This is a genomic window from Williamsoniiplasma luminosum (genome assembly GCF_002803985.1).
Classification (GTDB): Bacteria; Bacillota_I; Bacilli_A; order Mycoplasmatales; family Mycoplasmataceae; genus Williamsoniiplasma; species Williamsoniiplasma luminosum.
In genome coordinates, this window is the sequence record NZ_CP024963.1 from 700,779 (window position 1) to 724,381 (window position 23,603).

Genomic DNA, 23,603 nt, shown 5'->3' on the forward strand with positions numbered 1-23,603 from the left:
CTCCTTATTTTAATGTTATGATTGCTAACACAAAATAGATTATATCAAAAAAACACATAAGTAAATAAGAAAAATTAACAAGTTTTGCTAATTCTTAATTCATTGCGACTTATTTGTTAAAATAGATATGAAAAGAGGGCAAAAAATGTATTTTATTTATTCAGATGATAACTTTTTATTAAAAAAACAAACGCAAAAAATCATTAAAACAATAACTGTTGAAAATGTTGAAATTGAATCTTACTCTTTTGTAGAAAATTCGATGGAAGAAATTATCAATGCGCTTCGTTCATACTCTTTTTTTACTGAGCAAAAAATCATTATTTTAGAAGATGCTTGGTTTACAACTGATGCCAAAAAACCCCTTCACAAAACTTTTTTAGCCAAAACTTTTTTAGAAGTTTTGGCTCAAGGATTTAATGAAAATAACATCTTAATTTTTACAGTTGAAAGTAATAAAATTTCTAATAAATCAGCAATTACAAATTGGCTGACAAAAAATGCTAATGTTGAATATGTTGCAAAATTAAATGAACAACAAATCAAAAATTACATCAATCAAAGTTTTGTTAGAAAAAACAAAACGATTGAAAATCAGGCAATTGACTTTTTAGTTGAATTATTACCAAATGAAATGCAAATCATTAATTCAGAAATTACCAAGCTCTTAAAATTATCAACCACAAATCTGACACTTGAAGATGCTCAAAAAAACACGACGAATTATTATGAACATGATATTTTTCAATTGGTAAATGATTTTTTATCAAGCAATATCAATAACTTCATTGTCCAATATCAAAACTATAAACTTTTTAACGCTGATAACATTGGGCTATTCGCGTTAATGGGAAATAATTTAAGTATTTTAAGAGACGCTTTGATCCTTGACCAAAAAGGTTATTCCAATGCTGAAATTGCTGGAAAACTTGAAATTAATCCATATCGATTAAAAATGTTATTAATGATAAAGAAAAACTCAATCAATCAATTAAATGATAAAATAAAAATGTTGTACAATCTTATTAAACGAATTGTTACTGGACAAGCAGATACACTGATTATTCCAGAATATGAGTTGATTAAGATTATGAGATCAGGGGAGGTCCAATGATAGACGCTAAAAAAGTTTATAAAAGTCTAGTTTATCTTTCACTAAACATTATCAAAAATGAAAAACTACGTTTTGAAATTTTTGATAAAGCTAATTTTCGCAATGATTTTGTTGCTCAAATTAACAACATGTTAACTTTGGAAAAAGATTTTGATGTTAATATGGATGATGTTCAATTAGCTCAAACTTTTGCTAAGGCAATTGTCAAGATTACTGAATCAAAACAAAGATTTGAAAAAAATGAAAAAACAATTGATGAAATTTATGCAGAATATTCATCATTTTTATCAGAAACAATCAAACAATTTGAAGTTGGCAGAAACGAATTAGTTAATGAAACACTTAAAATAACTGAAGAAGATATTTTATATTCAGCCATCATGAATGAAGCAATTAAATCTAAATACAAAGATTTAGAAAAAACTCAAAAAGCTGAAGAAGAAAAAAACAAACAAGCTGAAGAGGCTGCTAAAAAACAACAAGAAGAACCTAAGAAGAACAATCAAAACACCAATCAAGGTCAAGGTCAAGGTTTCTTTGGTGGATTTGGTGGACCACAATATCAAGGTCAAGGGATTGGTGAAATGCCGATACCTCCATCTAGAGATCCGAGATTTTATCCATATAATGCAAAACCACAATGAATGCCAATAACAAAAAAAGTAATCGCAATAATTGTTGTGATTGCATCAATAATCCTATTGATAAACAATATTTATATGATGACAATAAAAATCACATTTCCAGAAGCTTATTGAAGAGAATTTTTATTTAATAAGATTCCACCCAATTTTAATGATGAAGCATTTTGAAAAAGTGTGTTAAATTTGAAATTGATAACTGATTTAGGAGCAGGAAAAGTTGTTAATATACCTTTTGATTTACAAGGTATTGGATTTAAAAGTGTTTTTAATTTTATACTTGGAATTTTACCAGCAATTTATATTTCTTTTGATGCATTTAGAAAACCGAGATCAATAAAAGAAAAATACCGAATGAATTTTTTCCCAGTTATGTTTGTAGTAATTTTTTTAGGAATGTCACTATTTCCAGTCATCAGTGTTCTGACTGAAGGAAACATTAAGGATCTATTTAAAAATAATCCTTTCTTAAGAGCTGGAGCAGATGGTCAAACTTTATTTGCAACTGGTACAAAACTTAATTTTGATGGATTGTGAAATTTATTATCAAATGATTATGGTCACAAATTCTCAACTGTATCTATCTTTTCAATTATGAGTCTTGTTTTCATTTCTCTTTCATTAGTTGCTGCAATTACAATTTTGGTTTTAAACCCAAAATTAGATCGTCAAAAACAAATGAGAGCAAATGCTGAATTTCAAAAAGCAATGATGTATATGTCTCAAGGACAAAGCTATCAAATGGACCAATCACTTTATGATAATCCAGATGAAGTGATTATTAAAAATCCATCTAAGTTTTCAATTTGATGAAACAAAACTTTCAAAAAAAAGAAAGATTCAGACAAAAAATAATCTTTATCGTTTATCTTAACTCAAGAATATTCTTGAGTTTTTTCATGCAAATGGTTTAAAATTAAACAAGGAGAACAAATGAGTTATTATTACAAACATAATTACAGTTTTTCTTATCATGGGATGCAAAGAGTGAAAGAAAGACTCAACATGAAAGGTGTTGAAGATTTTAAAGTTAAAGACGAAGTCATGAGACTGATAAAATTATCAAACAGTCAATTCGAAACAAGATATGATCTTTATATTTCAGCTGGAAATAGTCAGCTGTATTTTGTCATTAACAAAGAATCAAATTTAATTGTTACTTGTACAAAAGTATCTGTTGAAAAACAATTAGAATTGATGGGTGGTTGGTAAAATGATTTTAGGAATTTTTGGTTTTACCGGTTCTGGTAAAACCACTGTCACTAAGTATATTACTGAAAAATACAATTTTAAAGCAATTGATTTAGACGTGATTAGTCGTGAAATCATGGATTTAGAAGAGAGTCAAAACTTTGTCAAAATGACTTTTCCGCAAGCTTATAATATGCAAACTCAAAAAGTTGATCGTAAAATATTAAGAGAAATTATTTTCAATTCACCAATTGAAAATCAAAAGTTGTCTCAATATATGTGACCTAAAATCAAAGAACATGTGATTCAAACAATTACTTCATCGAAAGAAAATATCATTATTGATGGAGCGATTCTTCCAAAATTAAATATTCCGATTGACAAATATATTTATGTTTCAGCAGACCAACAAGATTTATTGCATCGAATCAAAGTGCGGGATAATGCAAACGAAAATACAACCTATGAACTATTAAAATATCAAGGTGAACTACTATACGAAAGTGTTAAGGATTTTGAAATCCATAATAATTCAAGTATTGAAAAGCTTTATCAACAAATAGAAATAATTATGAAAAAAATTAAAGATTAATCTTTAATTTTTTTTAATTCTGTGGCATAAAAAAGTTTGTTTTTCTTTAATTTAAAATTAATGTCTTCGATTAATTCATCCACTTTCGGATGATGAAGAGGGTGGAATTCTTTGTCTAAATCATCAAGATTTAATTGCGAATAATTCTGAAATGGTTTTAAATTAGCAACAAAAACTCCAATTAAGGCAACACGTTTTCCGACTTCATAAAGATCATTCAAACACTCTAAAATATTTGAATAAATTGTTTCAAAATTAATAGTTGGTTCAACCAATGTGGTTTGTTTGCGCTTATGTTTTAAATGTTTTCTTTTATCAAAAGTTGATCTTTCAGGATTGCTTCAATGATATCTTAAAATGATTCCCATAGTCTTGGCTTGCAATCTTTCGGTTAGCATTTTTTCAACAATCGTTTTAGTTAATGAATGAATCACGATTTCAATTTCTTCTAAATTGCTGATTGGTTGAACTAAAGTTCTTTCATTGGAAATCGATTTTGAAATATTGCGTGATAAATCAATTTCATCATTTCCATATCCTAATGCATGATTAACTAAAATTAATCCATGTTTACCTAATTTATGTTCTAATTCTGATGGATTAATTTTGGTTAAATCCCCAATTTTAACAACATGAAAAAGATCTTTTAAAATTTCTTCAGTAGCAATTCCCACCCCGTACATTTTATTAATGTTTAGGTTTCAAATTTTATTCGGAATCTCGTCTTTTTTGATAATTGTAATTCCATTAGGTTTGTTCATATCACTACCCATTTTAGCCAAAAATTTATTGTAACTGACCCCAATCGAACAAGTTAAACCAATTTGTTGTTTGATCGCGTTTTGCATTTTTAAAGCTAGTTTTCGAACAGTTCCATATTTTTTTCAAATGTTTGAAACATCAACATATGCTTCATCAATCGAAACAACTTCAACCATAGATGTAAATTGGGTTTTAATCACATTTCAAATTTGAGCAGAGATTGTTTGATATAATTCAAAATCAGGATTTAAAACGACTAAATCCTTACATAATTGTTTTGCTTTATTCAATGGCATTGCCGCTTTGACCCCATATGCACGTGCTTGATAATCAGCTGCACTAATTATTGACTTTGGATGATCATGGGCAACAACAACCGCTTTATTGCGTAATTCTGGGTGTTGTAATTTTGAAGCAGAAGCAAAAAAAGCATCCATATCAATTAGAAAGATTACTTTTTGTGTTTTACTCATTAAATTTACCTAAATTAAATTTCAAATTCTTCAATTTGATGATCTTCTAAAACTTTTTGAACTTTGCCTTTGTATTCTTCTAATGCTTTTTTTGCAGCATTAATTTTTTGTAAGTTAGTTTCAAATAATAAAATTGCTTCATCCATATTAATTTCTGAATTGGACAATTTATTTAAATCAATTTTGATTTCTTCAATTAATTGATTGTATGTTTTTTCTGTATTCATTATTTATGCTCCTTTTTGATTTTTGTGACAACAGCCTCGATGTGACTATCTTTAGTTTTTATCCCTAACTGATCACCGATTTTAATATTCGAATTTGTTGAGATGATTTTTCCACTCATTTCAGTTACTAGTGCAAAACCACGTTGTAAAGGAATTAAGGGATCAAGAATTATTTGTTGCTGATTTAAATTCATTAATTCCTGTGTTTTATGCATCAAAATTTGTTGCATGTGCCGATTATTTATTTGATAAATATTCTTTAATTCAATCTCTTTTTGATTGACAATATTTTTGGTAATCAAAGAGTTTCGTCCAATAATTCTGTTTAAAAATAGTTCTGATTCTTGAATTTTACTGTTGATTATCGCTTGATAATCAACATAATAATTTTGTAAATTTCTTTTTAATTCAGCAATGTTTGGAGTTGTCATTTCTCCAGCACTAGTTGGGGTTGGTGCTCTAAGATCAGCAACATAATCACTTAAAGTGTAATCTGGTTGATGGCCAACAGCCGAAACTGTGGGAATCAAAGAATTTCTAATTGCTTTTAAAACTTCAATTTCATTAAAAGCTCATAAATCCTCATAACTTCCCCCACCTCGACCAATAATTAAAGTGTCAAGTGGAATCGAAAAGTTGTTGGCAGCATCTATTTTTTTAGCAATATCAAATCTTGCTTGTTCACCTTGGACTTGAGCTGGAAATAAATAAATATTGGCAATTGGGTATCTTCTTTGAATCGTTGTAATTAGGTCATGAATGGCAGCCCCACTAGCAGCTGTGATAATTCCAATATTTGTTGGAAAGATTGGAATAGGTTTTTTGATTGATTGATCGAATCAACCATTAATCTCTAATCAGGCATATCTTTCATCATATAATTTTTGTAATTCGCCTTTACCTTCTAATTGCACGTCACGTACTTCAAAAGTGATGGTTCCACCAACAATGTAAAAACTAAATCTCCCTTTAACAGTGATTTTCATTCCGTTTTCTGGATTTCAACGTTTCATATTATCAGCATTACTTTTTCAAACAACAGCTTTGATAGTTGCACCTTCATCTTTGATTGAGAAATAAATATGACCTGATTTATTAAAAGTTAAATTTGATATTTCCCCAGTAATATAGAGGTTATTTAAAAATTCAGGAGCTTCAATATATTCTTTTAAAAAAGCATTAATCTCAGTGACCGAGTAAATTTTTTGTTCCATATTATTAGTCTTCTTTGTTGATTTTATCTAAAACAGCATTGACAAAACCAAATTCAAAATCTGGTTCTAAAGATTTTGTTAAATTCACGATTTCGTTAATGATTAATGCTTTGGGTTCATCTGTCATGGTGATTTGGTAAGCACCAACAATTAATAATGCTTGAATCAAAGCAGGAATTCTTTCTCATGTTCAATCTTTGGTAAAAACTTCAAAAATAATTGTTTTTAATTCTCCCATATTAGCAATTATTTCTTCGATATCATCAATAATTTGTTCATTATGTTTTGAAATTTGAACTTCGTCTAAAATTTCTTGTCTCATTTTAGAATTTGAAAGTCTTAATAGAAAAGCACGATAAAAAAAGTGGGCTAATATATTTGTTTTAGTAATTAAACTGGTCTCTTTTTTTTCTTTCATCATGTGCTCCTATTTCTATGTAAAATTATACCAAATAAAAACAGCAAGTTATTTGCTGTTTTTAAAAGGGTCACTTCATTGTTTGTTTAATAAATCTTGGATTTCAGCTTTATAAGGTGATTGTTCATTGACAAATGGGGTTTCTAAAATTTTGGGAATTTCTTTGAAATCTTCATCTCACAAAATCTTGAGTAAATTATCAAAACCAATTGTTCCATAACCAATGTTTTCATGGCGATCCTTGTGCGAATTTAAAGGATTTTTTGAATCGTTTAAATGGAAAACCAAAACTTTTTCTCGACCAATTTTTTGATCTATTTCTTGTTTAATTGCTTCTCAATTATTCAAATCATAACCAGCATCATTCATATGACATGTGTCCAAACAAATTCCTAAGCGTTCTTTTTCTTCAACTTGATTTAACACAAAACTCAATTGATCAAAATTAATTCCAACTTCAGTTCCTTTACCACTCATCGTTTCTAAAGCAATTTTAGTTTTATAATTCTCTTTAAAAACTTCATTTAATCCTTGAATTAATTTGTTCAAAGCTTGATTAGGATCACCTTTTGTAAAAGCTCCAGGATGTAAAACTAAAATTTCGATCCCAATATCATCACATCTTTGCATTTCTTTTTTCAAAAATTCAACACTAAAATCTCAAGTACTTTGAGAAACTGGATTCGAAATATTAATGATATACGGAGCATGCACAACCAAATCTTTTGGATCAAGATGATGCTCTTTTAAAATTTCGTGCATTTGTTCAATGTTTAATTCACTTGTTGGTTTTCGATTGGAATTTTGGGGCGGTCCTGTGTAAATCATGAAAGTATTTGCTCCATCATTGATCGCTGTTTTGACCGATCCAATCAAATATTTTTCTAAAGCATTCATCGAAACATGTGATCCAATTATCGGGTATTTTTTCATTATTGCTCCTTCTTTATTTTTGCAATCATTTTTTGTTTATCAGAAATGAGTAGTGCTTTTAATTGTTCTAAATTTTCAACTTTGATGTTTTCGCGTTCAAAATCAATTAATTCAATTTGAATATTTCACCCATAAATATCTTTGTCAAAATCTAAAATATGCACTTCAAAAGTCAAACCTTTACTTGGATGGCATCAATAATCAGCCATTCCTCAATATGTGTTTTCATCATTTGGTAATTTAACTTTTGTTAAATAAACCCCTTGTTTAAATGGCATTTCCCCTTTTTGAATATTAGCGGTGGGAAAATTAATTGTTCTTCCTAGTTGTTGGCCTTTAACCACAAATCCAGAAAAATTATAATTTGCCCCAGTCAAGCTTTGATAACCTTTTATTTCGCCATTTTTTAATAAAGTTTGTGCTTTTGAAAAAAGTGAATCTGCTGTTTTCAAAAGCGTAACTGGTAGCATTTTTGTCTTCGTCATTGTTTGTTGGATTGCATCAAAAAATGGGTGATCTACATTAATGATAATCTTTTTAAAATGTAACATTGATTTAAATGATTCAAAATTTCAAAAATCAGGATTTTTGAAATTAGGAACAATAAAAGTTAGAAAATCATGAATTCCGTATTTCTCCATTTGAGAGATAATTGCATTTTCACTGATCACTTTTAAACGATCATCCACGACAATGTTAATCAAGGTAAGTTTTTCTTGACTATCGATTCCTAATTTAATAATTTCATCTTCAACATTACTTCATTCAGACCAATTTCCGACTAAACCAATACTTGGTTCTAAATGTAACATGATCATTGTCATGGGGTTATAAATTATTTTGTTCATTTCAGACCTCTTATAATATTATAAAAGAAAAACACCAATTGGTGCTTAAATTCTAATGGTGCCTGATGCGGGGATCGAACCCACAACCCACTGATTAAGAGTCAGTTGCTCTACCAATTGCGCTAATCAGACATCTAAAATTAGTTTAGCACTACTTTACATTTTTGACAATTTTTAAACACGAACAAAAATTGATCTTTAACATATCCTGATCTAACAACAAAAATAGCTAAAATTTTTAGCTATTTTTGTTGTTTTTTGAAATTTAAAACCATGAAAAGTTTAGTAAAGATTTTTTTGTCTTTTTAAAAGTCAAAAAAAGCTATCCACAATCTTGTGTTTAGAAATTTTTCGATTTTTTTTCTTTAATATAGAAATTGAAAGGAGATTTAAAAAAATGGAAGAAGTTATAAAAGAGATAAATTCTAAAAACGAATCGAATCCAACCAAGCTTTTCTTGAAAAACAATTTTAACAAAATTATTGTGATGCGAAGAGTCCAAAAATTTGGTGGATGATTAAGTGCGATGATTATGCCAGTCATTGGTGTGATTATTGGTTGAGGATTACTATCAGCATTCTTTATTCCTGATGGATGAACACCCGTTAAAGCAATTAGTGACCATGTAACAGGAAATTTAATGACTTATTTAATTCCAATTTTAATTGGATATCAAGCCGGTAAGCTTGTTCATGGTAACCGTGGAGGGACTATTGCCGCCTTTGTGGTTTTTGGAGTAATTGTTGGAAATCAATTCAATCCTGGATTTGCAGCAGATTCTAAACCAACCCCACAATTTTTGGGTGCAATGATCTGTGGTCCAATTGGGGCTGGAGTTTTAAAAGGTTTTGATAAATTAATCGAAGGAAAAATTAAAGAAGGATTTGAAATGTTGGTCAACAACTTTTCACTAGCCATCCTTGGAGCAGCAATGTGTTTGGGAGCCTTTTATGGTATGCCTTATGTAATTAATGGTATTTCACATGTTCTAGGTATCATTGTTAAAGCAGCCATTAATGCAAAATTAATTTTCTTGGCAGCCTTAATTATTGAACCAGCGAAATTACTATTCTTAAATAATGCAATTAATCATGGTGTGTTAACCCCACTTGGTCTAGATATGGCTAGAGAAACAGGTAAAAGTATTTTATTCTTACTTGAAGCTAATCCAGGTCCTGGATTAGGTATGTTAGTTGCAACAATCATTTTTGATAAAAAATCAAGAGGACAAGCAGCAGGAGCAAGTGTTATTCATTTCTTTGGAGGTATTCATGAAGTTTACTTCCCATTCGCATTAATGCGTCCAGCATTAATAATTTCACTACTAGGTGGAGGATTAGTTGGAGATGCAATATTCCAAAGCTTTGGTGCAGGTTTAATTGGGCCAGCAAGTCCAGGTTCTATTATCGCGGTTTATGCCATGACTAAGTCCGAAGCTCTAAATTATGCTGGTGTTTCGGTTGGAATTATCGGGGCTGCGGCAGCTAGTTTAGGTATTGCTTCATTGATCTTTTTGATTAATCGCAAGAAATACAAAAAAATGGGTCAAGAAGAATTACAAGCTTCAGGACAAAAAGTTGTTCAATTAAAAGGTAAAGAATCAAAATACATTAAAACTGATGTTAAAAAAGCAAATGTTGAAGTTGTAAAATTAGATTCAATTCCAAAAACAATTATCTTTGCATGTGAAGCTGGAATGGGTTCTAGTGCAATGGGTGCTTCAATTTTGAAAAAGAAATTTAAAGAAGCTGGGATTCCGATGAAAGTATTGAATTACGCAGTTAAAGAATTGCCAACTGATGCTGAATATGTCATTACCCAAGAAAAATTAACTGAATTGGCGAAAAATAAAGCACCAAATGCAGTACACAAAAGTATAAACAATTTCTTAAATAAAGAATTCTATGACAAAATTATAGATGAGATTAAACTAGAAATGGATAAAAGTAATGAAGAAGGAAAGACAAAATAAAATTTTGTACATCTTTTTAAGTTATAAAACAATCAATAAATATACATTAAAAAATCATTTAGATATAAGTTTTAAGACTCTGGATAGAGATATAAACGATTTGAATGATTTTTTAAAACCCATTAAAACGTATATTAGTAAAATTGATGATAACTATATCTTGATGAATGCTCAAACACACTTAATTCTGAACTTTACTAAATTAAATGATGAATTTTTAATGATTAGTGAACGCTTGATTTTTATAATCTTAGAAATTTTAAAAAATGAACATGTTCAGCAAGCTCGCTTACTTGAAGATTTACAAATTAGTAAAAATATTCTAGTTGAAGATTTACAAAAACTAAAAATCATTTTAGAAAAATATGATCTTGAATTATTGTGAGAGAAAAAAGGGATTACAATTCCTGATCTTAGCATTGAAAAATTAATTCCGATTATTTCCAATAATGCTGTTGATATCATCTTTTTAAAAAAGAATTCAACCTTATTACAATATGGTGATTTAAGCCAATTATTTTCAGAATATATTTATAAAAAGTTAGTTCGCTATTTTAAAATTGACAATTTTAAAATTATTTATAATCACTTAGTTAATTTGATTATTGACCAACAAAATTTAAGTGAAATTAATATTGCAATTATGGCGATGAAAATTACCTTCTATTTAAATCATTCCAAAAATAAAAATTTAAATTTATTAGATTCTATTAATTTTAAAAAAGATTTAAATAATTTATATCTTTCTCCGCATGATCAAAATATTTTAAACAGCATCTGACTTAAAGAAGATTACAAAACCAATATCTTATCTTGTGTTCAAGAAATTGAAAATGAAATTGAAAAATTATTTCACCACAAATTATTGCTAGATGAATATATCGAAGAAAGATTAACTCAGCATTTAATCGCAAACATTTTCAATGATAAAGTTGATGATTTAATCATTGAAGAATACAAACAAAATCTTTATAAATATAAGAATAACTATTTTGAAATTTTCACAATTATTGCTTTGGCAATCGAAAAAAACTTTGCAAATCAAGATTTAAATCTTGCCTTAACATATGAATTATTTATACACATCATAATTTATTTAAATACCTTATTGGCAAATGTTGAAGCTAAAATTTTAGCGGTTTGTGTTGGGGGAATGGGTCAAAGTTTTATGCTTAAAAGTTTTTTAAAATCTTTATATCCAAAATCTGAAATTGAGACATCTTCTCTTTCCCTAATCAACAAAAAGAAATTGCCAGAATATGATTTGGTCATTTCAACCATTGATATTGGAAATTATAAAAATGCAAATTTAATTCAATTTCCCATTGCCTCAATTTTAAGCCAACGAGAACAATTGAGTTTTTTCATAAATTTAAAAATTTATGAAAAATTAATTGGTCACAACAAAATTAAAAAAATCTTTAGTCCTGAAAACGTGCTAATTAATCAAAATGCCAAAACAAAAGAAGAAGCGATTCTAAAATGCGGAAATTTACTGAAAGAATTGGGTTATATCACCGATGAATATATTGATTCAATGCTTGAAAGAGAACGTCATTTTTCAACTTATATCGGAAACTGAATTGCGATTTGTCATGGCATGGATGGACGTGGGGTTTTGGACAATGGAATTGTGATCATTCACTTTGAAAAACCAATTATGTTTGAAGATCAACCAACACATTTTTTAGTTGGGTTGTCTGCTAAAAATAGTCAATACAATGATTTTTTTGAAAAAATGAGCATCAAACTGTTAGAAATTGATTTTGTTGAAGAGTTATTGAAGCACCCTTCAAGAGAAAGAATATTTAAGGAATTTGAATTATAATTTAAATAAAGGAGTCGAAATTATTATGAAAGTATTACATTTTGGAGCAGGAAATATCGGTCGAGGTTTTATTGCCCCAATTCTATTAAAAGATCAAAATATTGAACATATCAAATTTACAGATATTAACAAAAATATGATTAGTCACATTAATGAAGTCAAAGAATTTCATGTCATTGAATTAGGAGAAACCAAAAATATTATCAAAATTGATAATAAAATAAGTGGTGTTTCCAATGAAGATTTATTTTTAAACAATGATTATAAAATTGATATTTTAACAACATCAATTGGAGCATTAGCCTTAAAATACATTGAAGATATTGTTGTTAAAATTATCAAAAATAAAGAAAATAACAACGAAAAATTAATTATTATGTGTTGTGAAAACGGGGATAAAGTTTCTTCGATGTTCAAACAACAAATTCAAAAACTTTATAATTTTGATGAAAATTTAATCGCTTTTGTTGATGTAATGGTCGATAGAATTGTCCCAGACCAGAAAAAAACTAATATTATTGATATCGAAGTTGAACAATATTATTCATGAATTGTTGATGAAACACAATGACCAACAACAATCCCGCGCATTTCTTCATTGAAATATTCAAAAAATATGGATGCTGAAATTGCCAAAAAAATTTGATTATTAAATGGAGGTCATGCTAGTTTATGTTGAGCTGCTTACAAATTAAATCAATTTAATCCCCCATTTACAAACGCAAGTTTAAAAATTGAGACTTTGAAAAAATTTCTAGTCGCCTATTTAAATGAAGTTGGTCAAATTTTTTCAAAACAATTTAATTATGATTTGGATGAAGTTAAAAAATTTATTAATCAAACGATTGAGCGTTTTGAAAACATTTACATTCAGGATCATTTAGAAAGAGTTGGCAGAAATTTAATCTTAAAATTACAACTAGAAGAAAGAATTTTAAAACCATTCTTACTTGGACAAAAATTAGGATTAGAAACAAAAAATATTCAACAAAGTATTTTAAACGCCCTTGATTACACCAACGAAAATGATAACGATGGCAAAATTATTGCCCAAATGCATGCCAACCATCAAACCAAGGCAATGATGTTGAAAACAATTATCAAAGACATTACAGATGAACAAATAGAGTTTATTTTAAATATAAATAATTAAAATCAGGAGACAGAGAACATGTTAAAAAAAGAACACATATTTTTAAATCAAAAATTTAATTCCAAAGCAGAAATTTTAAATGATATTTTTTTAAAATTTAAAAAAGAAAAGGTCGATCCCGTTTATATTGATTCAATTTTAGAGCGGGAAAAATTAGCTTCCTTTTATATTGGAAATAAAATTTCGATTCCTCATGGAACTTATGAAGGAATGCAAAGCCTAAAAGAATCTTTAATTCTGTTTTACCATTTGAAAAATGAGGTTATTTGAGATGGAGAAATCGTTAAAATTGTGATTGCTTTAGCAATCAAACCCGAACATCAAATGGAAGTTCTGCAAAATATTGCAGTTAATTCAATGGACGAAGAATTTTTTGAAGATTTAATCAATTTTCCAACTCTTGAAAAAATTGAACAATTAACAAGTTCAAATGAATAAAATAACTCAACTTCAAACCATTTTAGTTTGAAGTTGAGTTATTTTGTTTTTCAATTTGAGCAATTTTGATTTCAACTCTAAAAAGTTCAACCTTGACCTTAGTGATCGATTCACTGATGCTTGAATTCTGACGTTTTTTTTCTAATAAATAAATATAAACAATAAAACCAAACAACGGAAATAATCACCATCATCGTAAATGGCCTTTAAGTTTACTATCCAATTCTTTGATTAATGCATTTAATTCTTTTTGTTGGCGATATAAATCTGCTAATTTTTCATTGTTGTTCATTGTAATCCTTAATTTAAAAGTAATTTAACTAATTAAAAAAATATTAAAATCGGTCGCATAATTTCCTTTTATTACATTTAATTATATAATCTTTTTGTTGAATAGTTAAGAGGACAAATGTATTATTTAGGAATTATATTAGCATCAATCATCGGTTATTTTATCGGATCGATATCATGATCAATTATTGTTGTTAAATATGTTAAAGGGATTGACATCAGAGCTGTTGGCTCAAAGAATGCTGGTGCTACCAACACCACAAGAGAATTAGGAAAATATTGAGGTTTTATTGTTGCCCTTTTAGATGGATGTAAATCAGTTGTAACTGCTTTAATTGCAATGCTGTTTTCAATGATTCCCAATGATTTATTTAAAGAAACAAGTTACTTTATTCCCATGTTGTTTGTTTTGATTGGGCATTGTTATCCAATTTATTATAAATTTAAAGGTGGTAAAGCAGTTGCTTCATTTATGGGGTTTTTATTTGTTGCTAACCCATTTTATTTTGGATTCTTTCTACTGGTTTGATTTGTTGTTGTTTGAAAAACAAGAAAAGTGAGCATCGCAAGTATTGTAGCTGCACTTGCCACTTGTTTAATCTTCATCTGGTTACCTTGAATTAATGGGATTAATAGTTTTAGTGGTGGTTGAAATAGTTGAGAGCAATGACAAGGTGTATGATCAAATCCGTGGTTAAGATTTAGTTGAATTAATTATTTACATCAACTAACCGCACCAATTAGTCATCACCAATTTGCTGAAAATATTTTAGCAATTAATACAATGATTTTAATGGGAATGACAATGCTAGCATATCGTCACTTCCCAAATATTATTCGCATTAAAAATCATAAAGAACCAAAAACTTTTCCCACTCTAACTCCAGAACAAAAGTTAGAATACAAAAAACATATTAAAGATCGTTCTAAAAAACAAAAAAAATAATTCGGATTTCCGAATTATTTTTTTGCTTTTTTCATGGCGTTGATGGTTTTTTTAATGTCACCTTCACTAGGTTTACGACCCATGCTCATATACATGGCACGAATTTGACCTTCAGTAATTGGGGGGTTGTCTTTCAATTGTTTTTTAACAATCAACCTGGTTACAAAGAAACCAATGATTGCCCCAACAATAATTCCTCCAATAATCACTCCAACAAGTGTCCCTGCTAAAGCTCCGCCTTCTAGGCTTGCCAATATTGTTAAATTCATTAATTATGCGTCCTTTCTTGTTTTAAGTGTTTTAATAATTTGTTCAGAGATATTTTCAACATTGAAGCCGAATTTATCCATGACCACATCTCCAGGTGCTGATTCACCAAAACGATCAATTCCAAATGATAAACCATTTTCACCAACGTATTTAGCTCAACCATAAGTTGTTCCCATTTCGATTGAAACACGTAATGATTTTGCATTTAAAATTTGGGCTTTATAATTGGCATCTTGTTTTTCAAATAAAAACATTGATGGCATTGAAACAACACTAGTTGCAATTTTTTTCTTGTTTAAAGCATCAGCAACTTTAACAGCTAAATCAACTTCACTACCAGTGGCGATCAAAGTTACTTTAGCATTTGCTTTTGCTTGTAAAACATAAGCACCTTTGCTAACTTCTGCAAAAACATCTTGATGTTTTTGCTCAGTTAAATCTTGTCTAGTTAAAACAATACTTGTTGGTGTTTGCTTTGATTCTAAACCAATTTTGTAAGCAGCCATTGTTTCAGCATAATCAGCTGGACGAATGACATTGTGATTAGGAATTGTTCTTAACATTGCCAATTGTTCAATTGGTTCATGTGTTGGACCATCTTCACCAACAGCCACAGAATCATGAGTTAAAACAAATAGTTGTTGTAATTTCATTAATGATGCTAAACGTAAAGCTGGTTTCATGTAATCTGTAAAAACAAAGAAAGTTGAAGCAACTGGAAGAATTCCTCCATGTGCTGCCATTCCGTTATTAATCGCAGTCATTCCAAATTCTCGCACACCATACATCACGTTTCTTCCAACGCGATTTTTAGGAGTAAAATCTCCATCTAAACCTTTGATTTTAGTTGATGATGATAAATCAGCACTTCCACCCAACATTGTTGGGTTAGCGCGCATAACATTTTCAAAAATTGACCCAGAACTAATTCTTGTTGCTTGAGTTTTTTGAGGATTGGCAGTTTCTACTTCTTGTTGCGGGAAGTTTCATTTACCATCAATTGCATTCATTAATTCTTCATATTCGTTTGGGTATGAAGTTTGATATGAATTTAATAATAATTCTCAATTTTTGAAAGTTTGTTTTCCACGTTCCATCACAATTTTTTCATAAAACTCATATGTTGATTCTGGCACTTCAAAATCTTTGTATTTTCATCCAAAAAATTCTTCTGTGTGTGCTAAATCTTTTCCTAAAGGAGCTCCATGCACAGCACTAGTTCCTTGTTTTGTTGCACCTAATCCAATCACTGTTTTGATTTCAATATATGTTGGTAAATTTGATTTCTTTGCTTTTTCAATTGCTTTGGAAATCGCAACAACATCTTCGCCATCTTTGACCAAAATGGTGTTTCATCCAGCTGCTTTAAATCTTTTGTGCATATCTTCTTTGTTAGCTTTGCTAACTTCAGAATCTAGTTGAATATCATTTGAATCATGAATCACAATTAATTTATTTAAAGTTTGGAATCCAGCAAAAGAAATCGCTTCTTGACTAATTCCTTCTTGTAAATCTCCGTCACCAACTAAAACAAAAGTATGGTGATCAATAATGTCTAATCTTGCTTTATTGAATTTAGCGGCCAAAAAAGCTTCAGCCATTGCCATTCCAACTCCCATTGTAACCCCTTGTCCTAAAGGACCAGTTGTAACTTCAACTCCATCAGTTAACCCTAATTCAGGGTGACCTGGAGTGTTTGAACCTCATTGTCTAAAGTTTTTTAAATCGTTAATTGAAACTTTAAAACCAGCAAGGTGCAGCATTGCATAAAGCAATGCTGATCCATGTCCTGCACTCAACACAAAACGATCACGATTAAATCATTTAGCTTCTTTTGGATAAAGGTTCATATTCTCTGTAAAAAGAGAGTAAATAATTGGTGCTGCTCCTAAGACAATTCCAGGATGTCCAGAATTGGCTTTATTTACAGCTTGAATACCAAGCATTCTGATTGCGTTTAAGTTATCATTTCCTTTGTTATTTTTCATTTTTACCATCTTTCTTTTTTGTTATTTCGTTGCCTTGTTCATCAACAATTTTAATATTTTCTAATTGTTGTTTAACTCCTTGGCGAAATATACTAATATATTTATTTCTCAAGAGTTCACGAAGTTCTTTTTCTTCATCGTTTAATTCTCGAGTTTTTGCAAGTTGGGCAAATTCATTGATTTTAACAATCAATTCATCCATTTGCATTGCTTCTACTTTTTCATTTTTCTTCATACTTTTATTTTAATTACAATTTGGATTCATTACAAAATTTGTTGTCCTTAATAATTTATTTATTTCAAAGATAATAATCATTTTGACTGAAATATTTTCAGTCAAAATGATTTATATTTGCTTATAAAACAATATTAATTCAAGAAAATGAACAAATGCCTAACATTTTGTTAATTTTCTTATTCTTCCCTTCTTTTATAATCTTTTAAATTATAAACCCAAAACCGCATTTTAGATTAATGCTTTTCTCAAATAAATCATTTTTTCAAAATCATTTTTATATTTTTCATTCAGAATGGTGATGGAAAATTCCATCTTTTCAAAATTTTTCAACGATACTCACCCTAATCCTGAAATAACAATATCAATTTCTTTATCTTTGATATTTTTTAATTTTCAAAGATATGGATTGATTGTTGAATCGATTAATTGGGGCTTTAATAGATTCAAATTCTTTTCTCAATATCGAACAACATTTTCGGTTTTAGTTCTGTGAATATCAATTTGAGATGAACTATAAAAATGAATATCATTAGTTTTGTTATTTTTAAAATCAAAGTTAATTGAGAAAAAACCACCAACAACAATACTTTGACCACTCTCTAATTGATATGTGTATTGTTTCATTTCTTTTTTGAAATAGAAATATTTCATTTGATCAACACTTGCTAAATTAGAAAGACTATTTTTTTTATTAATTCCAGGAGTGTCAAAAAAACTAATTTCATCATCTAAAGCAATTTTTATTTCATTTAAAGTTGTATTAAAAAACGGTGAAATGACTGTTTTAGATGTTAAGTTAGCTTCTCTTAATAAAGCTGTTATCAAACTTGATTTCCCAGCATTGGAAAAACCAATAAAGTATTTATTACCTTTTTCTTTTTTAACAAACCCTAACAAATGTTTAATTGAGTCTTGATTAAAACTTGAAACAGTTGTGAATTTTAAATCTTTAATTTCTGAATCTGAAAATGCTTCTTTAACATAATTTAAAATTTTAGTTTGTTTAATTGATTTGGGCATTAAATCAATTTTATTCACCAAAACAATAACTCTTTCATTTTGGATCAAGGCTTCTAATTTAATATCTCTTGAATTTTTGATGTCTAAAACATCAATGACATAAAAAATTATTTTAGAATCTTTTCTTGAAACAATTTTTTTGATATTTTCAAAAAATGGTTGAGTTTCAATTTCATAAGAATTATATTCACCATAATTTTTCATTTTAAAACATCTTAAACAATAGTCATTTTCCATTTTTATTGCAAAACCTATTTTTTTTGAATCTTGAATTTGTAATTCAACTCCACAGCCAACACATGTTTTCATTTCTATTCTCCTACTTTAAATATTTATTATTTTTGCTATAACCAAATTCATATCAAAAATCTAATAAATATAACATTTTTAAAACATCATTATAGCAATGCACTTTGGCTTTTTTTACATCTTTATTTCATTGTAAAAAATCTAATTGATTAGGTTCTGGCAAACTTAAAAATTTTAAAGCACTCATTGATAAACCATAAATGTCATCATGATCTTCTAATTTAGAAGAATTAAAAACTTCAACAAAATATTCAAAAAATTTCTTCAAACTCGGAATTTGAATTGTTTCCATTCCAAGTGAACCTTTTTTTAATTTTGCTGGATCATAGAATTCTTCTCCATTTTCTTTTTTATTAACAAATGACATAGATTTACCTAAAATATCATAAACATCCAATGTATTTACAGAATATAGGCCTGTAATTGGATCTTTAATAAATAATGAACTTTTTTTATTTTTTAATAGAGCTTTATTTTCATTGATTCAAGAATTGAAAATTTCTTTATCATTGCTTGAACCAGCCAAAACAATCGTTTTGATTTTTTTGGCAATTAACATATTCAAAAAACTTTTAACCATATGATTATATTGAGTATAAAAATCATATTTTTTATCATTGTGTTTGCGTTTTATAGTCATCGATTTAATTGCTTGATGATTATTTCTGAGACTTATTTCTTTGAAATTTTTTGCAAAGGAATACTGAATGATGTAAACCAACGATTTATTTTTTTTATTATACAATGGATTTTTCATGTCAGTTTTATCATGAGAACGATTAAAAAACTCAGTATCTAAGATAATGATTGGCAATTTAATACTATTAAGATTTTTAACTAATTCTTCTTTATCTAAGAAGAAACCTTGATGATCATTGATTTTAAATTCATTTTCGGTTACTTTTTCAATTTTTTTTAGCTTCATTTTTCCTCTATCATAATATATATTTTACATTTTTATTTTTTTAAAGTATTTAAATTTATATAATTAAACTAGAGGTACAAATATGAATGAAAAAAAATTACTAAAAGAAGTGATCGACAATTCTATAATCGAATGATTTAAATTGACTTCAAATCAAGAGTTGAACAAAGTTAGGGAAAATTTACAAGTTATTAAATCCAATTTGCCATTGTTTGAAAAATCAATAGATTTTGATGGAGAACTGCGCAAAACCGAAACTCAATTTGGAGCAATTCAAACAGTTGCTGACATCAAATTCCTAGTTTCAAAACCAGAAATGAGTTTAGAAACTATGATGTTAGGAGATATGTCTAAATTAATGGAAAATATGTTTTCTAACATGTTTAACTCTTTTAATAAAGGTGTTAATTCTGTTTTAAACATCAGAACTGTTCTTGATGAAAAAATTGGATTAGAAGAGCCCTTTGATCAAATTGATCCAAAAGATATTGAATATTTATGTTTTGTAGAATTGAAAAAAATTCACGAAAAATTAAAAGATTTAATTAGCTCTGATCAAAACGATTGTGAAAATGTTTATTCTGAATATGAACAAATGGTAAACAGCACTGACTTGGATTTTATAATGCAAAAAAATGAAATGATCCAAAGATATTATTTAAAATTAAAACCAAATCATGTTATGGAAAATATGATGATTGGTGGAACTGATGAAATGCAAAAAGAAATTCTTGCCTTTCAAAATGTTGTAAATATCACTGGTGAAATTGAGTTATTTATTAAGCTGTTCAAGATTATAAAAGCAAAAATATAAGTTATTTCAAATAACTTATATTTTTTATGTATTCAATTCCTTGCTCGGTTATAACTCTTCCTTTTGGTGTTCTAATTATGAATGAATTCCTAATTAACAAAGGTTCAATAAAATGTAAAATATGATCTTGATTTAAATTTAAATATTGAGACATGTTATTTAAACCTAAAATTTTATGCGAATTTAAATAATTTAAATATTTAATATCATTCAAAATTAAACCTTTGGGATATATTTCCATTCTATGTAAAATGTCATGTAAATATTTTTCATCAACTAAATCTTTATCATCGTTAATAACAAAATCATGAATTCGTTTCAATAAATTAATTGCAATTCTTGGTGTGCTTCTTGAATGATTAGCCAAAATTTTTGAACATGATGGTGCAAAATTTAAATTTAGTTTTTGTGCATTAATCATGATTAAATCTTCAATTTCATTTAAATTATAATTGTCCAATTCAAATTTAATTGGAAATCGATTCAAAAATGGATCGGCCAATCTGCTAATTTCTGTTGTTGCAACAATTAAAGTAAAATCAGGTATTTTTAAATTAATGATTTTTGAATTGTATTCTTTTCCAATGATTACATTCAATTTTCCATCTTCTAAAATCGGATATAGCACTTCTAATAATTCTTTAGATAGAGCATGAACTTCGTCAATAAATAAAATGTCATTTTCTTTAATAAAAGATAAGACAGAAACCAAATCACTTTGTTTTTGCAAACTTGGTCCGTTTAAATAATGCATTTTAACTTTTAAAATTTTGGCTAATAAAAAGGCTAATGAGGTTTTACCCATCCCACTTGAACCAGATATAACTATATGATCCAAAACTTTTTTTTGTTTAATCGCGGAGTTAACAAAAACTTTTAAATTTTGAATAATTTTTTTTTGGCCAAAATATTCAGCCCATGTTTCTGGTCTAAAGTTGTTCATAATTTAACTGTGATAATTTTTTCAAGCTATTTTTTAATAATTCATCTAAACTTAGTTTAGGATCAATTAACTTAATCACTGAAAAAATCTCTTTCTTTTTATAACCCATTTTTTCTAAAGCATTGTAAACATCCAATTGTTTGTTGTTAAATTCATAATTAAAATATTTTTTGTTTAATTCAAACAAAATATTTTTTGCAGTAAAAGTTCCAATCCCTCTGATTGACAAGATTTTTTCAAAATCTTGTTTTTCGATAATTTGCATTCAAACATCCAATTCGAATTTTTCCAATATATTGACAGCCGTTTTCGGCCCCACAGTTCTGATTTGTACTAAATCATTAAAAGCATCTCTCAATTTTTCATCAAGAAACCCATAACTATATTTTTGAAATTCCGTTTCAAAATCAACAACATATAATTTAATATTTTCACCAACAATAATTTTCTCATTTTTCAGATTGATGAAAATAAATTTAAAACCTTGGTTGTTATTTTCTAAAATAATTTCTTCATTTTGTATTTTTATTACTTTTCCAATTAAATAATCCATTTAATCCCCTTAATAGATTAGGAAAAAATAAAAAAAATAACCCTTTTTTCGGTTATTTTTTTAAACTATTTGTATTTACGGTTTTGTTTTTGCTTGTAAATACGTTTTTCTTTTTTACTTAAGTGGTATTCTCGTTTACGAGCTTCTGCCTTATTAGCAGATGCTACTTTTTGGAAACGTTTTAACGCTTTTTCAATTGGTTCACCTTCGTGGACTGTAATTGATGCCATTTTTAAATTCACCTGCCAATTCTCTTATATTATTCTACACAAAAATCAGAGGAAAAACTACTTAATTTTTTTGCTATTTAATTTAATCTCTTCATTATTTTCGTTTCTTAAATAAATAATTGTTTGCAGATTTCCAAAAAAATCATTTTGGTCCTTAATATCATAAATAACATAATCTTTATTTTTATAATTTAAAGTATTACCAATTTTTAAATCACCATTATGATTAATAACGTTTGATGTGGTTGGAAAACCATATTCCTTTTCGTTCAAAGTAAGAATCGTATCGGTCCCGTATTTGGCTTCCATATCCTTTAAAAAATCAAAAGCTTGTTGGGTTTCAACGTTTTGATCATCTTCATCATTTGTTTCAAAATTTGTGTCAAATTCTTCTAACTCATGATTAAAAAATGCTGTATCATCTAAATTTTGAGTTCCATTATCTTCTTCTAAAGTTGAATCAAAAATTTCTGGATTAATTGAATATGTGGGTTCAAAACTAGCAGATTGTTCATCCACAATATCTTTAAAAGTTATTTCTTCAGTTTTTGATTCCAATATAATCGTTGTTGTTTTATCGTCAGTTTCAATTTCATACAAGGTTTGATTTAGTTCTAAATCACTTGACTCTGATGGATGATTTGAATTAAAGATTTTTTGTTTTTCTTCAAACGAAAGGGTGAAATCGTTCAAAGATTCATCTTTATCATAATCAGAAAAAATATCACCAAAATCTTTATTGATTGTCGGATCTTTATCAAGCATGATAGTTAAAGTTTCTTGTAACTCTTCATCTGACATACTATCAATAACTTGATCCATAATTTTATTAGCATCAATTTTTTGCGGAATAATCGGCTGTGATTCTTCATAAGAATCACGCATCATTTTTGACAATTCTTCAATTCTGGCTTGTTCTTTTCTTCTTTGTGCAACTAGTGCTTCATTATTATTATCACGGTCTAAGTGATTTTTTTCATCTTGTAAATTTGTTGGTTGAATATTTTCTTCTGGGTTTGATGCAATTTGTTCAATGCGTTTTTTATATTTTTCAAAAGCATTACTTTTGTCTTTGTTTTTATCGTTCAATCAAATCACGTACATGATATAGCGTCTAATTTCTAAAATCATATAATCATCATAGCCATAAAGTTCATTCGAGAGTAAACTAAAAATAGCATCCTCGCCTAAATTTAAATCGACTAATTCATCAATTTTGTTTCTTATTTTTTGGGTTAAATATTCATCAATCAATACTTTTTTCATTTTGTA

Annotated in this window: 26 protein-coding genes and 1 tRNA gene; 10 read left to right on the forward strand and 17 right to left on the reverse strand. The window is 28.1% G+C overall.

The window, feature by feature from the left end; all coding sequences use genetic code 4:
• Nucleotides 1-127: 127 nt before the first annotated feature.
• The 4 genes from holA (at nt 128) to coaE (ending at nt 3,538) form a co-directional block, all read left to right on the forward strand.
• Nucleotides 128-1,117 (forward strand): DNA polymerase III subunit delta, encoded by a 990-nt coding sequence (holA, locus tag ELUMI_RS03080; protein ID WP_084040323.1) that lies wholly within the window; start codon nt 128-130, stop codon nt 1,115-1,117.
• Nucleotides 1,111-2,610 carry a hypothetical protein gene (locus tag ELUMI_RS03085; RefSeq protein ID WP_025734225.1) on the forward strand — a complete coding sequence of 500 codons (1,500 nt, stop codon included), beginning with the start codon at nt 1,111-1,113 and terminating at the stop codon, nt 2,608-2,610. The genes holA and ELUMI_RS03085 overlap by 7 nt, the downstream gene beginning before the upstream one ends.
• 78 nt (nt 2,611-2,688) lie before the next feature.
• Nucleotides 2,689-2,967: a hypothetical protein gene (locus tag ELUMI_RS03090; protein ID WP_025734224.1), complete on the forward strand. Its 279-nt coding sequence runs from the start codon at nt 2,689-2,691 to the stop codon at nt 2,965-2,967.
• A gap of 1 nt (nt 2,968) precedes the next feature.
• Nucleotides 2,969-3,538: a dephospho-CoA kinase gene (gene coaE / locus ELUMI_RS03095; protein ID WP_025734223.1), complete on the forward strand. Its 570-nt coding sequence runs from the start codon at nt 2,969-2,971 to the stop codon at nt 3,536-3,538.
• Here coaE and dinB read toward each other — a convergent pair.
• The 7 genes from dinB to ELUMI_RS03130 form a co-directional block, all read right to left on the reverse strand.
• Nucleotides 3,535-4,773, reverse strand: a complete 1,239-nt coding sequence (dinB, locus tag ELUMI_RS03100) for a DNA polymerase IV (protein ID WP_025734222.1) — start codon at nt 4,771-4,773, stop codon at nt 3,535-3,537. The two genes, coaE and dinB, sit on opposite strands and share 4 nt — an antisense overlap.
• Before the next feature lie 14 nt (nt 4,774-4,787).
• A complete protein-coding gene (locus tag ELUMI_RS03105) occupies nt 4,788-5,000 on the reverse strand; it encodes an exodeoxyribonuclease VII small subunit (RefSeq protein WP_051449462.1) in 213 nt (70 codons plus the stop codon).
• Nucleotides 5,000-6,214, reverse strand: coding sequence for an exodeoxyribonuclease VII large subunit (gene xseA / locus ELUMI_RS03110; RefSeq protein ID WP_025734220.1), 1,215 nt, complete (start codon nt 6,212-6,214; stop codon nt 5,000-5,002). The genes ELUMI_RS03105 and xseA overlap by 1 nt, the downstream gene beginning before the upstream one ends.
• A gap of 4 nt (nt 6,215-6,218) precedes the next feature.
• Nucleotides 6,219-6,632, reverse strand: a complete 414-nt coding sequence (locus tag ELUMI_RS03115; RefSeq protein WP_025734219.1) for a transcription antitermination factor NusB — start codon at nt 6,630-6,632, stop codon at nt 6,219-6,221.
• Between the two features lie 48 nt (nt 6,633-6,680).
• Nucleotides 6,681-7,565 (reverse strand): deoxyribonuclease IV, encoded by an 885-nt coding sequence (locus ELUMI_RS03120; RefSeq protein ID WP_025734218.1) that lies wholly within the window; start codon nt 7,563-7,565, stop codon nt 6,681-6,683.
• On the reverse strand, nt 7,565-8,413 hold the full coding sequence (locus ELUMI_RS03125) for a riboflavin kinase (protein ID WP_025734217.1): 849 nt from the start codon (nt 8,411-8,413) through the stop codon (nt 7,565-7,567). The genes ELUMI_RS03120 and ELUMI_RS03125 overlap by 1 nt, the downstream gene beginning before the upstream one ends.
• 56 nt (nt 8,414-8,469) lie before the next feature.
• Nucleotides 8,470-8,545 (reverse strand) — tRNA-Lys (locus ELUMI_RS03130).
• Between the two features lie 265 nt (nt 8,546-8,810).
• Between ELUMI_RS03130 and ELUMI_RS03135 the strand changes: the two genes are divergently transcribed.
• From ELUMI_RS03135 to ELUMI_RS03150, 4 genes are read left to right on the forward strand one after another with little or no spacing between them, the layout of a single operon-like run.
• Entirely contained in the window at nt 8,811-10,385 is a 1,575-nt protein-coding gene (locus tag ELUMI_RS03135) for a PTS mannitol transporter subunit IIBC (RefSeq protein WP_025734216.1), read from the forward strand.
• Nucleotides 10,363-12,213 carry a PTS sugar transporter subunit IIA gene (locus tag ELUMI_RS03140; protein ID WP_025734215.1) on the forward strand — a complete coding sequence of 617 codons (1,851 nt, stop codon included), beginning with the start codon at nt 10,363-10,365 and terminating at the stop codon, nt 12,211-12,213. The genes ELUMI_RS03135 and ELUMI_RS03140 overlap by 23 nt, the downstream gene beginning before the upstream one ends.
• 25 nt (nt 12,214-12,238) lie before the next feature.
• Nucleotides 12,239-13,366 carry a mannitol dehydrogenase family protein gene (locus tag ELUMI_RS03145; RefSeq protein ID WP_025734214.1) on the forward strand — a complete coding sequence of 376 codons (1,128 nt, stop codon included), beginning with the start codon at nt 12,239-12,241 and terminating at the stop codon, nt 13,364-13,366.
• An 18-nt stretch (nt 13,367-13,384) separates the two neighbouring features.
• Complete coding sequence (locus ELUMI_RS03150; protein ID WP_025734213.1) at nt 13,385-13,804, forward strand: PTS mannitol transporter subunit IIA; 420 nt, start codon at nt 13,385-13,387, stop codon at nt 13,802-13,804.
• A 22-nt stretch (nt 13,805-13,826) separates the two neighbouring features.
• On the opposite strand, the gene ELUMI_RS03155 is transcribed toward ELUMI_RS03150, so the two are convergent.
• Entirely contained in the window at nt 13,827-14,096 is a 270-nt protein-coding gene (locus ELUMI_RS03155) for a hypothetical protein (RefSeq protein WP_025734212.1), read from the reverse strand.
• Nucleotides 14,097-14,201: 105 nt separating this feature from the next.
• On the opposite strand from ELUMI_RS03155, the gene plsY reads away from it, so the two are divergent.
• Nucleotides 14,202-15,041, forward strand: coding sequence for a glycerol-3-phosphate 1-O-acyltransferase PlsY (gene plsY / locus ELUMI_RS03160; RefSeq protein ID WP_345938790.1), 840 nt, complete (start codon nt 14,202-14,204; stop codon nt 15,039-15,041).
• Nucleotides 15,042-15,055: 14 nt separating this feature from the next.
• Here the strand turns inward: plsY and ELUMI_RS03165 are convergent, their stop codons facing one another.
• The 5 genes from ELUMI_RS03165 to ELUMI_RS03185 form a co-directional block, all read right to left on the reverse strand.
• On the reverse strand, nt 15,056-15,310 hold the full coding sequence (locus ELUMI_RS03165; protein WP_035018765.1) for a YneF family protein: 255 nt from the start codon (nt 15,308-15,310) through the stop codon (nt 15,056-15,058).
• Nucleotides 15,311-15,313: 3 nt separating this feature from the next.
• Nucleotides 15,314-17,299, reverse strand: coding sequence for a transketolase (gene tkt / locus ELUMI_RS03170; protein WP_025734209.1), 1,986 nt, complete (start codon nt 17,297-17,299; stop codon nt 15,314-15,316).
• Entirely contained in the window at nt 17,289-17,534 is a 246-nt protein-coding gene (locus ELUMI_RS03175; protein WP_084040319.1) for a DUF896 domain-containing protein, read from the reverse strand. The genes tkt and ELUMI_RS03175 overlap by 11 nt, the downstream gene beginning before the upstream one ends.
• Before the next feature lie 231 nt (nt 17,535-17,765).
• Nucleotides 17,766-18,866 (reverse strand): GTPase, encoded by a 1,101-nt coding sequence (locus ELUMI_RS03180; RefSeq protein WP_025734207.1) that lies wholly within the window; start codon nt 18,864-18,866, stop codon nt 17,766-17,768.
• 10 nt (nt 18,867-18,876) lie between these two features.
• Nucleotides 18,877-19,791 (reverse strand): hypothetical protein, encoded by a 915-nt coding sequence (locus tag ELUMI_RS03185; RefSeq protein ID WP_035018764.1) that lies wholly within the window; start codon nt 19,789-19,791, stop codon nt 18,877-18,879.
• 82 nt (nt 19,792-19,873) lie between these two features.
• Between ELUMI_RS03185 and ELUMI_RS03190 the strand changes: the two genes are divergently transcribed.
• Nucleotides 19,874-20,605, forward strand: a complete 732-nt coding sequence (locus ELUMI_RS03190; protein ID WP_025734206.1) for a hypothetical protein — start codon at nt 19,874-19,876, stop codon at nt 20,603-20,605.
• Nucleotide 20,606: 1 nt separating this feature from the next.
• Here the strand turns inward: ELUMI_RS03190 and ruvB are convergent, their stop codons facing one another.
• From ruvB to ELUMI_RS03210, 4 genes are all read right to left on the reverse strand, one after another.
• Nucleotides 20,607-21,548: a Holliday junction branch migration DNA helicase RuvB gene (gene ruvB, locus ELUMI_RS03195; protein ID WP_025734205.1), complete on the reverse strand. Its 942-nt coding sequence runs from the start codon at nt 21,546-21,548 to the stop codon at nt 20,607-20,609.
• Nucleotides 21,535-22,101, reverse strand: a complete 567-nt coding sequence (gene ruvA / locus ELUMI_RS03200) for a Holliday junction branch migration protein RuvA (RefSeq protein ID WP_025734204.1) — start codon at nt 22,099-22,101, stop codon at nt 21,535-21,537. The genes ruvB and ruvA overlap by 14 nt, the downstream gene beginning before the upstream one ends.
• Before the next feature lie 65 nt (nt 22,102-22,166).
• Complete coding sequence (gene rpsU / locus ELUMI_RS03205) at nt 22,167-22,331, reverse strand: 30S ribosomal protein S21 (RefSeq protein ID WP_025734203.1); 165 nt, start codon at nt 22,329-22,331, stop codon at nt 22,167-22,169.
• A 57-nt stretch (nt 22,332-22,388) separates the two neighbouring features.
• Nucleotides 22,389-23,597 (reverse strand): hypothetical protein, encoded by a 1,209-nt coding sequence (locus ELUMI_RS03210; RefSeq protein ID WP_025734202.1) that lies wholly within the window; start codon nt 23,595-23,597, stop codon nt 22,389-22,391.
• Nucleotides 23,598-23,603: the final 6 nt, after the last annotated feature.